Origin of the sequence: Trichococcus alkaliphilus (assembly GCF_003008695.1) — a bacterium.
In the GTDB taxonomy this organism is placed as follows: Bacteria; Bacillota; Bacilli; order Lactobacillales; family Aerococcaceae; genus Trichococcus; species Trichococcus alkaliphilus.
On sequence record NZ_PXZT01000006.1, the window covers coordinates 81427 to 97443 of the forward strand.

Below are 16017 nucleotides of genomic sequence, written 5' to 3' on the forward strand. Positions count from 1 at the left end.
GGAGGGAGGGACATTATGTTATTTCAGAAAAAACCATTGCTTTACTTTGAATTTTTGGAAAGACGAATCCGCTATCTGGTCATGGACGCGCAATCCCGCACAGTGCTGGAAAAAAGTGAGATTCTGTTTGATACCGAAATCCTTCATGAAGGGAGAATCATCAATCCTTCGTTGCTTGAGAATCGCCTGAACGCACTGGTTTCAGAAAAAAAATGGAAAAATGCGCCAGTATCCATCCTTTTGCAGGACGATTTTGTCATTGTGCGGGAAGAAAAAATACCGGCACAGCTGGCGCCGTCAGAAATAAAGGCTTACGTCGCTCTGCATATGGGTCAGCTGATCCGCTCCCCGTTCAAGGAGACGCGCTTTCATTTTGAGTTGCTTGAAGTTGGCGACACGGAGCAGACCATTCTTCTGATGCTCTATCCGCAAGAAGTCATTTTTCAATACGAATCTTTGTTGCGAAAGGTTTCCTTGAATCCAGTCGTAGCGGATATTTCTTCGCTTTGCCTGAACCGGATCATCCGGCAACAAAATGATTTGCACCAAATTCCCGATAAGCATGTGATGGTGCTGCAATGGAGTCCTGTGGATCATGCGATCATGGTTTTTCACCAAAATCTCCCCAAATTTTCGCGTCATTCGCGCTTGGCCCGTTTGGTGGACTTATGGGATGTTACCAAAGAAGGTGAGTGGATCTGGAAGGACGATCAAGATTCTTTTGAAGAGGCAATCACGGATACGCTGGATGTTTTGGAAAGATTACTGGAGTTTTATCGCTATTCAGTGATGAACGGTCAAGGCGGCGTAACGGATATATTTTTGACGGGCGATTTTCCTGATCTGGAAAAAGTAAGGGAACAATTATCCCAACGATTCTTTCTGCCGATTCATATATTGCAGGCGTCTGAAGAAATCAGCTCCAAGTTTTTGCCGTTATATGGGCTGGCCTCGAAAGAGAAACATGCAGCTGTTCCGCAGAAGGATGCTAAGAAAAAAGTGAAGCGCACCAGAAAAAAAGTGCAGGAGGAAAATGAACATGTTTGAAGTCAATTTTTTTGAAAAAAAACAGAGAAACTTTCTTCCTTATGTGCTAAGCGGGGCTTTCCTTTTCCTGCTTGCTTTGGTGGGTGTCTACTTTTTCTTGATGCAAACATATTATGCGAATGCTGAAGTACGCGATCAGGAATGGCTTCAAGCCGAGGAATCGCAGCTAATGCTATCAGGGCAAATGCAGGAATATGCGCAATTGACGGAGCAAGTGGCGGAAAATAAGGCCACTTTTGAAGAAATGCAATATCCAATGGCCTTCGTAACAAAAGCGATCATTGCACAAGTTCCGAATGGCGAACAGCATGTGACCATTTTTAACAAAAATGAAACGAATCAAATTACGTTAGTGTTGGAAGGGTTGACGATTACGGAGATTTCCGATGCTGTCGAAAATTTTAAAGCATTGGTGTACGTCTCTGATGTTCAGTTTATACGCATGGAGAACCAACCAGATGGAGCAGGTTCAACGGTTGAAGTCTGGCTGGAACTAGATGAAGTGGCATTGCGAGAGGAGGTTCTGTCATGAAGCTGAAATGGAATCGTATGTCACTCCTCCTTGCCATTGTGATGGGACTGTTGATTCTTGGGGCTTTTATTTTCGGTCAGGTGTATTTTCTCAATCCGATTAAGGAGCAAGCTGATCTTGTAGCGCAGCAGGTGAAGGAACAAACGAATTTGAAGGCCGAATATCCACCAGAGGAAACGTTGCTGGCTGACTACAGGCAAAAGTATGAAGAAACCTGGGGATTTTTACCTGAAGGCGAAAAAATTAATCAAGAGCTGATTGTTCTGGATAGGATCGCTGCTGAAGAGAATGTCATTTTGCAAAAGATAGCACGTTTAGAAGAACCCCAACTGATCGAAGGACTTGATGAAAGCTATAGGAAGAGTACTTATGAAGTTGAAATGACAAGCACTACTGCGGGTAACATGCAGAGGCTTATTGAAAGACTTGAGGGATTTGAACGCATCTGGAATATCTATTCTTTTGGGTTCGAAAAGCTTGGGGAGGAGTCTTTCAGCGGTAGACTAACTTTTGAGTTGTTTTACTATGTGGTTGCTTCCGATGAAAAAGATTAAAGCGAAGCCTGTGATGTAGCTGCAATGGGTCAACTGCAGAGGCTGTCTCATTGCCGCAGTGAGAATAAAGTTTGATATGCTAGGTTCTTTATACCTTTTCTTGAATCATAACTATCGAAAAACCGCCTACATCAAGGATTAAATCCGTGATGTAGGCGGTTTTTCGTAAGATAGCGATATTTTCCGATGAGAAGGCCACGGCACAGTAAAGCTCATTTCCAAAAGGAGAATGTTGGCTTGAGCTCGAAACTTTGCTGGCAGATTACCTCCGGCGAAGCCGTTTGTCCCCGGAGGTAATAAATGGACAAGATGCACCAACTCCGATGAGGGAAGCTTCCCCGGAGGAAAGCCCCAGAAATCTGCACCACCTCCGGCCAGACCACTGCTCACCGGAGGATAGACCGAAAAAATGTTCGGCTCACAGACTACACCGGTCGACAGCTTTCTGATATACTGGAAGGAACATTCAGTCGGAAAGGAGGAGACGCCGGTGAAAAAGGAGCGACTTTATAAGGGGTGGCTGCCGGTATTTGCATGGATGATTGTTATCTTCATCCTCTCGGCCCAAACCGCGGACCAGTCAATCGTCTTGAGCGGAATCGTGACGCGCTTCTTCGCAGACGCGCTAAATCAGCTTTCTGCGTTCATTGAATATTTTACCCGTGCGCAAGGGACGGTTGTATTTTTGGCAGGTATCCTGTTGCTAATCTATTTATTGGAAACGCAAACGGATGAGCCGCGGCTTTTTGCCATCAAAAAGAGTTGGATCATCGGCGGAACCGCCATTTTTTTAGTGCTAGCAATCAGCCTCTTCCTGTTCGTTGATTTTGTCCAGGGCACAAACATTGCCTACGCTGGCAAATTGATACGGAAATCTGCCCACTTTATCGCCTATCTGGTCCTCGGTTTCCTGGTTTCCCATGCGATGAAGAGTGAAGTCCACCACGCGAAACGGGGAGGCGCTAGCTTGCTGCTTTGTGTAGTGTATGCCATCAGTGACGAGATCCATCAACTGTTTGTGCCCGGCCGTGGTCCAATGCTGAAGGATGTTCTCATCGATGGATCAGGCGCCGCAATCGGAATCATTCTTTACTTAAGTGTCAGCAAATTGTGGGCATGTGGCAGAAAAAGGCAGGAAAGATAGTTGACTTTTATGTTAGTAAATTTTTGACGCTCAAAATCCAGATTGACATAGAGACATTTCTCCCTTGATTATGTGGTGTGATAACTACATTTCCCCAAAGAGAGGTGTCTTTTTTGCGCACAATTTGGACATTCAGCAATCACCTCGAATTTCCAAAAGTTACCTGGATTGGAATTCAAAAAAAGTGCCGTTAGTTTGATTTTATAAGAGATCATTCTTGCAGATAAATAGCTTTTTAAGGTGTGTATATTTTTTGTAAAAATACGGTAATTACTGGAGAATGTTCACTTTTTTTGTGTGAATTATCATTTAGGAGTGGTATCATTATAAATGCATTAACATTTTTTCATTTTATTGGAAAAATATTATGGGCTGCACCACTCTACAGAAAATCAACAATATTTGCTTTTCAATCTTTCCGACTCAAATTCATACAGGAGTATACATTAATGAAGCTATCGGGTGAACGCTTTTTATGAATGTGTTGTGATGACTTGCCCATATCAGCTTGAGATTCTTTTTTGTCTATCCAGAGTGAGTCTATGTGAACAAGTGAAAAATGTAGTTATATCTATGGGCTGGTAATGACTATTTGAAATTGTATGAATTATCCAGTTTAAAATGGGGTATAATTACACAATATAATTAATTGAAAAAGGAGCATTAAAATGAAAGGTATTATTTTAGCAGGTGGAAGCGGGACTCGGTTATATCCGTTGACGAAAGTTGTATCGAAGCAACTGATGCCAATTTACGATAAACCGATGATTTTTTATCCCATGTCAACACTGATGTTGGCTGGGATCAAAGAAATTTTAATTATCTCTACACCGTCCGATACGGAGCGATTTGAGCAATTATTCGGCGACGGATCCGAATTAGGCCTTCGGATTGAATACAAAGTGCAGGAAAGCCCAGACGGATTGGCGCAGGCTTTCATTATCGGCGAAGAATTCATCGGAGATGATTCGGTGTGCCTGATACTGGGGGACAACATCTACTATGGCAGCGGCCTGGCAGAAATGCTGCGACGCGCCGCTTCGAAGGAAGAGGGAGCCACCGTTTTCGGTTATCACGTCCAGGATCCAGAGCGTTTTGGCGTGTTGGAGTTCAATGTGAATAAGAAGGTCATCTCTATAGAGGAAAAACCGGAGCATCCTAAGAGCAATTATGCGGTTACGGGTCTTTACTTTTACGACAATGACGTAGTCGAGATTGCAAAAAATATCAAACCATCACTACGCGGTGAGCTGGAAATTACGGATGTCAATAAAGTCTATCTGGAAAAAGGATTACTGGATGTAGAAATAATGGGGCGCGGGATTGCTTGGTTGGATACGGGAACGCATGAATCTTTGCTGCAAGCATCTACTTTTATTGAAACCATCGAAAAGCGCCAAAATCTTAAGGTTGCCTGCTTAGAGGAAATTGCTTATCGCATGGGTTACATCACCCGTGAACAGCTAATTACTTTAGCTCAGCCGATTAAGAAAAACGGTTATGGACAATACATGCTTCGTTTGGCAGAATCCGAAAATCTATAAGGGATAATTCATTCGTTTTATCAGAAAAAGACAAGAAACATCCGACTTTGGCGGAATGCGACAAACCATTTGTTTGGGAGGAAAATAAGGTGAATTTATTAGTAACGGGTGGGGCAGGTTTTATCGGCAGCAATTTTGTTCATTATATCTTAGAAAAATATCCGGATGATAAGGTCATCAATTTGGATTTATTGACCTACGCAGGGAACATCCACAATTTGGATGATATTAAAGACAATCCAAATCATTTTTTTGTGCAAGGCAATATTGGCAACAGCGAATTAGTGCGTCATTTGGTGAGAACTCATGGTATCACGCATTTTGTGAATTTTGCGGCTGAATCACACGTTGATCGCAGCATCCTGAATCCGGAAATCTTTGTGGAAACAAACATACAAGGCACACTTGCATTGTTGAATGTTGCGAAAGAAATGGGCATCGAAAAATATTTGCAAGTTTCAACAGACGAAGTGTACGGTTCGCTTGGCGCAACCGGCTACTTCACTGAGGAAACGCCATTGGCACCAAATAGTCCCTATTCGGCAAGCAAAACGGGTGCGGATTTATTGGTTCGTTCTTATTATGAAACGTATGGCATGGACGTAAATATAACGCGTTGTTCAAACAATTATGGACCTTATCATTTTCCCGAAAAATTGATTCCACTGATGATCACAAACGCAATGGATGGAAAAGAATTGCCTATCTACGGCGACGGCGAGAACATCCGCGATTGGCTGCATGTGAAAGATCACTGTCAAGCAATCGACCTGGTATTACGCAAAGGCCGCAAAGGCGAAGTCTATAATATCGGCGGGCACAATGAACGCACAAACAACCAAATCGTAGATATCATCATCGAAAAATTGGGCGTATCCCGCGATCTGATCAAATATGTGGATGATCGCTTAGGACACGACAAACGTTATGCTATCGATCCAACCAAACTGGAATCAGAATTAGGCTGGAAACCACAATACACCTTTGACACCGGCATCGTCGAAACCATCGACTGGTATTTGGCCAATGAAGATTGGTGGCGGCCGTTGAAAGAACGCGCACAATTAAGCAAATAGATAGAATTATTGTGCTGGATAAATGGCTTTATTCACAAAGATCACAAGAATGTTTAAAGACAAATTTCCGTTCCGCAAATTTAAGAAAATCCAAGGTGCATTAATTATGAATAATGACTTAAATAAATCAAAAGTAATAGACTCGCTTTTCTGGAAGTTGATGGAACGCGGCGGGACTCAGGGGTTACAGTTCGTCGTCCAGATTGTATTGGCGCGCTTGTTGGAGCCTGAGCAGTATGGCGTAATTTCCATAATCACCGTCTTCATAGCTATCGCTAATGTATTTGTGCAAAGCGGCTTCAATACAGCGCTCATACAGAAAAAGGAAGTCATCGAATCCGATTATTCCTCAGTTTTTTATCTGAGTTTGGGTATTGCGGTATTGCTGTATATCGGGCTCTTCCTGACGGCCCCAGTGATTGCCACTTTTTATAGTATGGCACAATTGACGCCGGTGATTCGGGTATTGTCCATCACCCTCATCATTGGGACAGTAACTTCGATCCAGAACGCAGTGATATCAAGAAACATGGAGTTCAGAAAGCTCTTTACGAGCAGTTTGGGTGCCACAATTGTTTCCGCTGTTGTAGGTATTACGATGGCATATGCCGGATTTGGCGTATGGGCTCTAGTAGCACAACAACTGACGAACCAGATTGCCATCACCATCATCCTTTGGTTCACAGTAGCCTGGCGTCCGAAACTCCTGTTTTCTTTTGAGCGAGTTAAATCACTGTTTTCGTTCAGTTCGAAATTGCTTGTTTCCCAACTGCTTGACACGCTTTACAACAATTTGAGGAGTCTGATAATCGGGAAAATATATGCCCCGGTTGTGCTCGGGTATTATAATCGCGGAGAGCAGTTCCCTTCCTTGATTGTGACGAATGTAGATACTTCCATCCAATCAGTGATGCTTCCGGCACTTTCTTCGCAACAAGATAACCGAAAGCGAATGAAAGACATGATGCGCCGATCGATTGTGACAAGTTCATTCTTGGTCTTTCCAATGATGATCGGTTTGGCAGTGGTCGCGAAACCGTTGGTGCTCATCATCCTTACGGAGAAGTGGCTTCCGGCAGTGCCGTTCATCCAGATTTTTTCGCTAAGTTACGCTCTGAGGCCGATTCACACTTCAAACTTGCAGGCTATCAACGCTATGGGTCGCAGCGACATCTTCCTGAGATTGGAAGTCATCAAAAAAATCATGGGTCTCATCGTTTTGGCGTTTACTGTCCAATATGGCGTGTATGCCATTGCAATCGGAGCAATCTTTACTTCAGTCGTTGCTAGTTTCATCAATGCTTATCCTAACCGTGCTTTGCTGGACTATAGTTATCAAGAACAATTGAAAGATATCATGCCTTCATTATTGCTATCGGTGTTGATGGGGGCGGTCATCTACGGTGTCCAATTTTTTGATTTACCGGTTTTGTTTTCCTTGATAATCCAAATTTTTGTTGGGGCATCCTTTTATTTTGCGATGGCTAAAATATTGAGACTGGAATGTTTTAATTATTTACTGAATACAATTAAGGAAGTTCGGAGCAGCAAAAAAAGCAACCAAAAAAATCCTGCCTAAAAGCAAGGATTTTTTGGTGCATTAGTGAAATGATTTTTGAAAATAGAATAATTGGAGGAAACGGAATGAATATACTTTTAACATCTGTCGGCAGACGTAGTTATCTGGTGAAATATTTCCAGGAAGCTTTAGGGGAGGACGGCCTGGTACATGTATCGAACAGTAGCCCGATTACACCAGCTTTCCTGTGTGCAGATAAATCTACGCTCACTCCTTTAATATATGAAGATAATTACATTTCATTTTTAAAAACGTACTGCACAGAAAATAATATTGAAGCCATCATCTCTTTGTTTGATATCGATTTACCCATTTTATCCGCAAATAAAAAAACATTCGAAGAAATTGGAGTGAAGGTGATTGTGTCCGGCACGGACGTGATTGATATCTGTAACGATAAGTGGAAGACCTACAAATTTCTTGTGGATAACGGTTTCCATGCCCCTAAAACGTACCTTTCCCAAGCAGCTGCTAACGAAGCAATCAGTAAAGGAGAGATTGCGTTCCCTGTGATAATCAAGCCGCGTTGGGGTATGGGTTCTATTGCCGTGTTTGAGGCGGAGAATGATCAGGAGCTTGCGGTGTTTTATAATAAGGTGTTTGCCGATATAAAAGGGAGTTATCTTAAATACGAGGCTCAGGAGAATATGGACGAATCAGTCCTCATCCAGGAAAAATTGAAGGGTAAAGAATACGGTCTCGACGTAATCAATAATCTCGAATGCACGTATCAGAACACTATCGTCAAAAGGAAATTCGCCATGCGCTCCGGGGAAACTGATTGCGCGGAAACGGTTTTTGAACCGCTACTGGAAGAATTGGGTGAGGAAATCGCTAAAAAACTTCAGCATATAGCTAATCTGGATGTAGATGTTTTTTTTGACGGGGAGACACCATACATATTGGAAATGAATTCCCGTTTTGGTGGAGGATACCCATTCAGCCATATGGCTGGGGTGAACTTACCATTGGCAATCATCAAATGGTTAAGGAATGAGCCTGTTGATAAAGGCTTACTTGAGGCGCGCATCGGAGTTTTTGGGCACAAAGATATCGAAATGGTAGATATTTCCGATATCGTCAAAGTCGAATACTGAAATCAAAATAGATAGGCGACAATAAATATATTTCAGAGGTGATACAATGGAAACAATTCAAGTTACCCGTTCCTCAATGCCAACATTTGAGGAGTACACGGAAGAAATCAAAGATCTTTGGGATAGCCATTGGTTGACAAATATGGGTACAAAACATAAGCAATTGGAAAAAGGATTGTCTGAATATTTGGATACTCCAAATATTTCATTATACACGAATGGACATTTGGCTCTAGAGGGTGCCATAGCTGGGCTCAAGCTGAGCGGAGAGGTGATCACTACCCCGTTCACTTTTGCGTCGACAACACATGCCATCGTAAGGAATGGCGCGGAGCCGGTTTTTTGCGACATCAACGCGGATGACTATACTATGGATGTCAGCAAAATAGAGAGTTTGATAACGGACAAAACTACGGCAATCTTGCCGGTTCATGTATATGGGAACATTTGTGACGTTGCTGAAATCGAAAGAATCGCAAAAAAACACGACCTCAAAGTGATTTATGATGCAGCGCATGCTTTTGGAGTCACTGTCGACGGGATGTCAGTCGCAAACTTCGGTGATGCGTCCATGTTTAGCTTCCACGCCACAAAAGTTTTTAACACAATCGAGGGTGGTGCAGTGACATTCAAGGATCCATTCTTGGGGAAAACCTTGAACGACCTGAAAAACTTTGGGATTACGGGGCCAGAGACGACAGAGTACATCGGCGGGAATGGCAAGATGAACGAATTCCAAGCCGCTATGGGAATCTGTAACTTGCGCCACATCGAGACCGAAATCATGAAAAGAAAAGCAGTAGTAGACAGATATATTGAAAGATTAACTGGTGTTGCCGGGATCAAAATAGTGCAGCCCAAAGAAGGGATCAAAAGCAATTATGCCTATTTCCCTGTTCTGTTCGACGGTGATGGATGGAATCGCGATGAAGTTGCTGAAAAATTGAAGGAAGAGGATGTCATCGCACGTAAATATTTTTATCCTCTGACCAGCGCATTTGAATGCTATGAAGGTCGATTCAATCCGGAGGACACCCCTGTTGCGAAATATGTAGCAGAAAGGATTTTGACACTGCCGCTTTACGCTGATTTGGCGCTTGAAAATGTGGATAGAATCTGTGATAATATCTTGGGAATAATCTAGCAGCGAAAATTGATGTGCCTTGAGTTAAATGAAAGGAATGCTTATAAATATGGAGAATGTGCTAGTGAGTGTCTGTTGCGCTACCTTTAATCAAGAAGATTATATAGCTAAGGCAATAGAAGGATTCTTGATGCAAAAAACAAATTTTGACTTTGAAATCATTATACATGATGACGCTTCAACGGATGGAACTTCGGATATCATCAGGGAATACGCAAGAAAATATCCAAACATCATCAAACCAATTATTCAAACTGAAAATCAATACTCTAAATGCAAACGTGTTTCATATCTTGCTTGGTCGCATGCAACAGGAGAGTATGTCGCACTTTGCGAAGGCGACGATTATTGGACAGATCCGTTGAAATTGCAAAAGCAAGTTGATTTCATGGAAGCTAATCCCGAATGCAGTATGTGCTTTCATGCGGCGAATATTGTGGATGTCACCCGAAACGCTGTTGTTGATGTAACCAGACCTTATAATAAGACGCTTGTTCTTCCACCAGATAAGCTCTATATGGGTGGGGGACATATCTGTCCTTCTGCCTCCATCCTCTTTAAAAGGGCGCTGATGGCTAATCCGCCAGAGTTTTATTTCACGGCTCCGGTGGGGGATCATCCGCTAGCGATGCTTTTGGCCGATCAGGGGAGGATTGGTTATCTGGATGAGGTGATGTCGGTCAGAAATCTTTGGGTTCCTAATTCATGGAATACCTTACATTTTGACGATGCCGACCAGAAAAAAGTGAAACATCTGGAAGAAATGATCCAGTTCATGGAAAACTTCAACATATACACCAAAAACCGATGGGAAAAAGACATCAACAAAACCCTTTTGTTATGGAATTTGGGTAAGTACTCATTGCAAGGTTTCCAAAAACCGTTGAGGGATGCAACTATCAAGGAATTGATTAAAAAACAGCCAACAATTACAAAGGTGAAGATTTACGGAAGCATTTTGACACCTAAGCTATTCCAGGTAGCTTATGATATGAAAATGAAATTGTACAAAAAGGTAGCTAAGGTGGGCGTGGAAGATGCTTCGAAGCTGAAATAAATGTGCTAGCGGGCTTGTTTATTTCACCTTGTTTACAAAGTAACAGACAATAAATTGCACATGAAGATAAAAATACCCCAGCAAATTGGAACGATAAGTCCAATTTGCTGGGGTATTAATATTGAGTCAAAAAACAAGCTGTCTTAGTTGTGCGAAATGAATCAGCTTAAAAAAGGTTTCACCAGATGACAGGTAAATAGGTGTAACGATATGAAACCACTATAATAAATTCAAAAATGAGGAAGTCACGTTGTAAGGTTAAGTGTTAGCGCAATGTCATAACTATAGTTCTTACTGATGCTATCATCGGGGGAAAATCCGTGATTCAAATACATGTTAAGCGCATTCTGATTGTCTTTGTGAGTGAATAACGATAGCTTTTTCATGCCTTCTATTCGTGCCTGGTCTATAAAAGATTGCAATAGTCTACTTCCGATTTTTTTACCGCGATGATGCTCCGAAACACCCAGAACGGATATATATCCGTTGCCGGTAACTGTATCATTTACGTATCCAGTGATTATTCCAATGATTTCGTTATTTTGTTCCATTTTCATTACTAGTCCCAAACGCAAGACTTTCTTAGCGTACTCATCTATTTGTATCTTTTCACTTAATGAAACAGGGAAAGAAGCATTAATCTCATTCAAAAAAATGATCAAGGCCCTAATATCAGTTTCGTCATCACTCATTCGATTAATTGTTTGAATATTATTTTCATTCATTTTTTACCCACCTTATCTGTGTGTTTATAGTTAATGATTAATTCCTTTAGGTTTTTATAAACTAAATGATTTGAGACTGTTTTTGGTAAGAATACAAATGACATTATAGCATGAGAACCTACAATGAATATTTATCTTCGAAAAATTATTTAATATATCTGTGTATGGTAAATCTGATGTCTATAGTACGAAATTGTTTTATTGATGGATCCTTAATTTTTGAAATTTTCTATCTTTGAGAGTATACTATTAAATAATAGTTAGTTTATCATATTTACCTTATGTTATAAAAATTACGCAATTAAATTATAATATATAGAAAAAATATTTTTATTGCTGGGGTGTTCTATTGGTAGATGCGTACATTCTTTTGAATTCACTTGTCTTCTTTAAAGTGTAATTAAAGGAGGGATAACCATGAGGAATAAAATATCGTTACTTACTCCCATTCTCTTAATGAGTTTATTGTATGGGAATGTAAAAGAGGCAAGAGCAGATACAGTTGAGTCAATAGCTACCACACAAATGGTGAACTCTGTTACAACAGAAACGCCACCAGAAACACTAACGCCAGAAACGCCAACACCAGAAACCCCAATAACTGAAACGCCAACACCAGAAACCCCACCACCAGAAACGCCAACAACAGAAACACTAACGCCAGAAACGCCAACAACAGAAACGCCAACAACAGAAACGCCAACAACAGAAACACCAACAACAGAAACACCAACGCCAGAAACGCCAACAACAGAAACACCAACGCCAGAAACGCCAACAACAGAAACACCAACGCCAGAAACGCCAACAACAGAAACACCAACGCCAGAAACGCCAACAACAGAAACACCAACGCCAGAAACGCCAACAACAGAAACACCAACGCCAGAAACCCCAACAACAGAAACGCCTACACCAGAAACACCAACAACAGAAACTCCAACAACAGAATCGTCGATAACAGAAACGCCTACACCAGAAACACCAACAACAGAAACTCCAACACCAGAACCTCCAATAACAGAAACGTCGACAAAAGAAACTCCAACGACAGAACCTCCAACAACAGAAAACCCGACAACAGAAAACCCGACAACAGAAACTCCAATAACAGAAAACCCAACAACAGATACGTTATCTCCTACTGCGCTATCTCTGACTGAAAATGTTGCCACTGAGCGATACGAAGATCTTAATGTCTGGGTATCCGGGGACGGAAACGTCTTTATCCGCAATACCGGAGATTATCCTGTAGTGACATACAAAGCCATCCTTGAAGCCGACACGACTTATACCGTCAAAAGCCTGGGATCCGGTAATGATCGTTTCAGGATTGCGGTAATGAACAGCACGGTTTCTTTAACGAATGCCGGCGATGAGGTATTGGTTGATAGGGTCATCAATCTGGACAATTCTCTAATTGAGTACACGTTCCATAACCTGAATGGGTCAGAGCTGTATGTGTATTTGAGCAATTACGCCAATTCTTTAGCTGATATTTCTGTTTCATTAATCCCGACTGAACCGGAAATTTTGTCGACGGTTCGATTGGAGGGGACGAATATATTTGTTTCAGAAGATAACAATGTATACATCCGCAATACCGGAGATTATCCTGTAGTGACCTACAAAGCCACACTTGAAGCCGACACGACTTATACCGTCAAAAGTTTGGGGTCCGGTAACGATCGTTTCAGGATTGCGGTAATGAACAACACGGTTTCTTTAACGAATGCCGGTGATGCGGTATTGGTTGACAGGGTCATCAATCTGGACAATTCCTTGACTGAGTATACGTTCCATAATTTGAATGGTGTTGAGCTATATGTGTATTTGAGCAATTACGCTAACACTTTAGCTGATATCTCTGTTTCGAGTTTCCCAACTGAACCGGAAATTATATCGGCGGTTCGTTTGGAGGGAATGAATGTTTATGTTCCGGGAGACGGCAACATATATATCCAAAATACTGGTGACTATGCCGTTGTAACATACATGGCTGCAATCGAAGCCAATACGACTTATACCGTCAAAAGCTTAGGGTCCGATAATGATCGATTCAGGATTGCGGTAATGAACAGTTTGGTTTCGCTAGAGAATTCCGGCGATACGGTATTGGCTGACAAAGTCATCAATCTGGACAATTCTTTGACTGAATTCACCTTCCGCAATTTAGAAGGAGTATGGCTATATGTTTATCTTAGTAGCTACGAAAACCCAGCATCCAAGGTAGAGATAACGAAAATTGCAAACCAAGTCAGTTACAGCTTGGAAATTTCTGCAGTGACTTACCCTGAAACGGATGATTGGAACATATATCCCACTTTGTTTGGCGTCAAGACTTCAAATGCTGTCGCAGGTCAACAACCCCAAACCGTTGGTTGGCTTTACTACAGTGGCTATCAAATTCTTTACGCAGAAGGAAATCCGACTAATATGGTAAAGATTGCGGAGTGGGATAGTTCGCTTGCATATGAAGGTTATGATGGGCCTGAGAACTATTCACCTTACATGACGCCGGATGGGGACATCATTTTTGTCTTTCGTGGAGAGCAGTTGGCTCCCTTGGATTATTCTTATGTAGGGATTCTGGAGGAAGCACGTCAAAATCCGATTATTTATCCGGCTTACGATTATGATAATCCGTTTGTCATTGATTTCGGGGACAGCATCAAGCCAACCTCATGGCTTCAAAATAGTGGCGCAGATTTTGTGTACGCTGAAGATTTCTTCATTTTTGCTGAATATACCCGTCCTATTCATGAAATGTCTTATGTTTGGAAAGTAACGGTACCTTTCGATGATCCCGAAAATTGGAGAATCGTAAAAGAATTCGAAGTGAGTGGCAGCTATACAGAAGGTTTTGAACATGGACATTCCGTGAGCTATGATCCATACAGTGGTGTAATACTCTTGACTGTCGGGGATGATAATGATTCGGCGAAGATTTACCAATCAGATGATTTTGGAGAGAATTGGTATGTCGTTGTTGAAAGTCAAGAGAAATATGCGCGTTTGTTGAACTTTGTGTATACTGAAGATAAAGTCTATTGGGCGTCTGACAGCGGTCAGCCAGATATGCATGCTTTTCTTTCAGTTGATAGGAATTCGGATGGCACACCGAATTTTGATAGCATAACGGAGATATACAACTTCGGGTATGTTCCCGGTGAAAAAGCCACATACACCACAGCTTACATCAGTGATCCGAACGGCCTATTATTTTTGGATAGATTCGATAGTCCAACAAATATGCCCTTGGAAATACTGTTTTGGAGTTTTGAGACCAATAGCATGTATACAGTGGCGGTCCTTAATGCACTTGAAGGAGAGTATTTGACATATGGTTTCCGTAATGAGGCCGTCAACTGGTACGCGTCGGCGAATGATAACCTGATTGTTGCAGGATTTGGTTATTATCCAAATGAAATCGATGTTTTGGGAAATAGTTTTGACTATAGTGTGAATAATTTGGCTCTTAAAGTTACCAAGATTACAGCTTAATTACGAACGGTTTGATAATTAAATGAGAGGTTCTCCAAATATTTGCAGATCTTTATTAAAGGGCGTTGATGAAATAATTTTCATCAGCGTCTTTTATTATGGAACCGAATGATGAAGAGATTTAGCTGCTTATATTTGCATGAATTATCCGCTACGATGGGAAATATTATGCCTGTATGGTTTTTTTATAAAAATTTTTCCAAACCATCCTTTTCATGTATAATAAGAAAGAATAATTTATAGGAAGAGGATAGAATAAATATGATAACTTTAAAATCTGAACGCGAAATTCAAGCTATGGAAGAGTCAGGTGCAATTTTGGCGGGAGTCCATGAGGAATTGCGCGGTTTCATTAAGCCAGGTCTGACTACGATGGAGATCAACAACTTCGTGCAGTCGCGCATCGAAGCGGCTGGAGCCATCTGCGAACAAATCGGTTTCGAAGGGTACGAATATGCGACTTGCACGAGCGTCAACGACGAGATCTGCCATGGCTTCCCGGGCAAGTATGTGCTGAAGGACGGCGATCTGATCAAGGTTGATACCGTCGTCAACTACAAAGGCGCCATGTCAGATTCTTGCTGGAGCTATGTCGTCGGCGAAGCGACACCTGAAGTGAAACGCCTTATGGAAGTGACCGAGAAGGCATTGTATCTGGGCATCGAACAGGCTAGAGCAGGCAACCGTGTCGGTGATATCGGCCATGCGATCCAAACTTACGTCGAAAGCGAAGGTTTCTCTGTTGTCCGCGAGTTCATCGGCCACGGCATCGGACCGACGATGCACGAAAGCCCGTCCATTCCGCATTATGGTGACGCAGGTAAAGGTCTGCGCCTTAAGGAAGGCATGACGATCACGATCGAGCCGATGGTCAACACAGGAGCTTGGAAGTCCAAAATGGACGAAAATGGCTGGACTGCCCGCACGAAAGACGGCGGCCTGAGCTGCCAATTCGAGCACACGATTGCCATCACCAAAGAAGGCGCGAGAGTATTGACGCAACAAAAATAAATA

The 16017-nt window shown here is 42.0% G+C and carries 13 protein-coding genes; 12 read left to right on the forward strand and 1 reads right to left on the reverse strand.

All coding sequences use genetic code 11. From position 1 onward, the window contains the following. Positions 1-15: 15 nt before the first annotated feature. The 10 genes from pilM to C7R73_RS06950 all read left to right on the forward strand — a co-directional run bounded on the left by pilM (position 16) and on the right by C7R73_RS06950 (position 10774). Entirely contained in the window at positions 16-1047 is a 1032-nt protein-coding gene (pilM, locus tag C7R73_RS06905; RefSeq protein WP_106449792.1) for a type IV pilus biogenesis protein PilM, read from the forward strand. Next, a complete protein-coding gene (locus tag C7R73_RS06910; protein ID WP_106449793.1) occupies positions 1040-1579 on the forward strand; it encodes a hypothetical protein in 540 nt (179 codons plus the stop codon). Before pilM ends, C7R73_RS06910 begins: the two co-directional genes overlap by 8 nt. Beyond that, positions 1576-2133: a hypothetical protein gene (locus C7R73_RS06915; RefSeq protein ID WP_106449794.1), complete on the forward strand. Its 558-nt coding sequence runs from the start codon at positions 1576-1578 to the stop codon at positions 2131-2133. The genes C7R73_RS06910 and C7R73_RS06915 overlap by 4 nt, the downstream gene beginning before the upstream one ends. A 490-nt stretch (positions 2134-2623) precedes the next feature. After that, on the forward strand, positions 2624-3277 hold the full coding sequence (locus C7R73_RS06920; RefSeq protein ID WP_161525886.1) for a VanZ family protein: 654 nt from the start codon (positions 2624-2626) through the stop codon (positions 3275-3277). 668 nt (positions 3278-3945) lie between these two features. After that, entirely contained in the window at positions 3946-4821 is an 876-nt protein-coding gene (gene rfbA, locus C7R73_RS06925; RefSeq protein WP_106449796.1) for a glucose-1-phosphate thymidylyltransferase RfbA, read from the forward strand. A gap of 89 nt (positions 4822-4910) precedes the next feature. After that, positions 4911-5897: a dTDP-glucose 4,6-dehydratase gene (rfbB, locus tag C7R73_RS06930; protein ID WP_106449797.1), complete on the forward strand. Its 987-nt coding sequence runs from the start codon at positions 4911-4913 to the stop codon at positions 5895-5897. Positions 5898-6003: 106 nt separating this feature from the next. Next, positions 6004-7476 carry a lipopolysaccharide biosynthesis protein gene (locus C7R73_RS06935; protein ID WP_106449855.1) on the forward strand — a complete coding sequence of 491 codons (1473 nt, stop codon included), beginning with the start codon at positions 6004-6006 and terminating at the stop codon, positions 7474-7476. Positions 7477-7541: 65 nt separating this feature from the next. Further along, positions 7542-8573: an ATP-grasp domain-containing protein gene (locus tag C7R73_RS06940; RefSeq protein ID WP_106449798.1), complete on the forward strand. Its 1032-nt coding sequence runs from the start codon at positions 7542-7544 to the stop codon at positions 8571-8573. 46 nt (positions 8574-8619) lie between these two features. Beyond that, positions 8620-9717, forward strand: a complete 1098-nt coding sequence (locus C7R73_RS06945; RefSeq protein ID WP_106449799.1) for a DegT/DnrJ/EryC1/StrS family aminotransferase — start codon at positions 8620-8622, stop codon at positions 9715-9717. Positions 9718-9766: 49 nt separating this feature from the next. Next, positions 9767-10774: a glycosyltransferase family 2 protein gene (locus tag C7R73_RS06950; protein ID WP_205076489.1), complete on the forward strand. Its 1008-nt coding sequence runs from the start codon at positions 9767-9769 to the stop codon at positions 10772-10774. Positions 10775-11019: 245 nt separating this feature from the next. On the opposite strand, the gene C7R73_RS06955 is transcribed toward C7R73_RS06950, so the two are convergent. Further along, positions 11020-11499: a GNAT family N-acetyltransferase gene (locus C7R73_RS06955; protein ID WP_106449800.1), complete on the reverse strand. Its 480-nt coding sequence runs from the start codon at positions 11497-11499 to the stop codon at positions 11020-11022. 417 nt (positions 11500-11916) lie between these two features. Here C7R73_RS06955 and C7R73_RS13765 point away from each other — a divergent pair, with 417 nt between their 5' ends. After that, complete coding sequence (locus C7R73_RS13765) at positions 11917-15003, forward strand: hypothetical protein (RefSeq protein WP_192875247.1); 3087 nt, start codon at positions 11917-11919, stop codon at positions 15001-15003. 261 nt (positions 15004-15264) lie between these two features. Further along, on the forward strand, positions 15265-16014 hold the full coding sequence (gene map / locus C7R73_RS06970; RefSeq protein WP_106449802.1) for a type I methionyl aminopeptidase: 750 nt from the start codon (positions 15265-15267) through the stop codon (positions 16012-16014). Positions 16015-16017 lie beyond the last annotated feature (3 nt).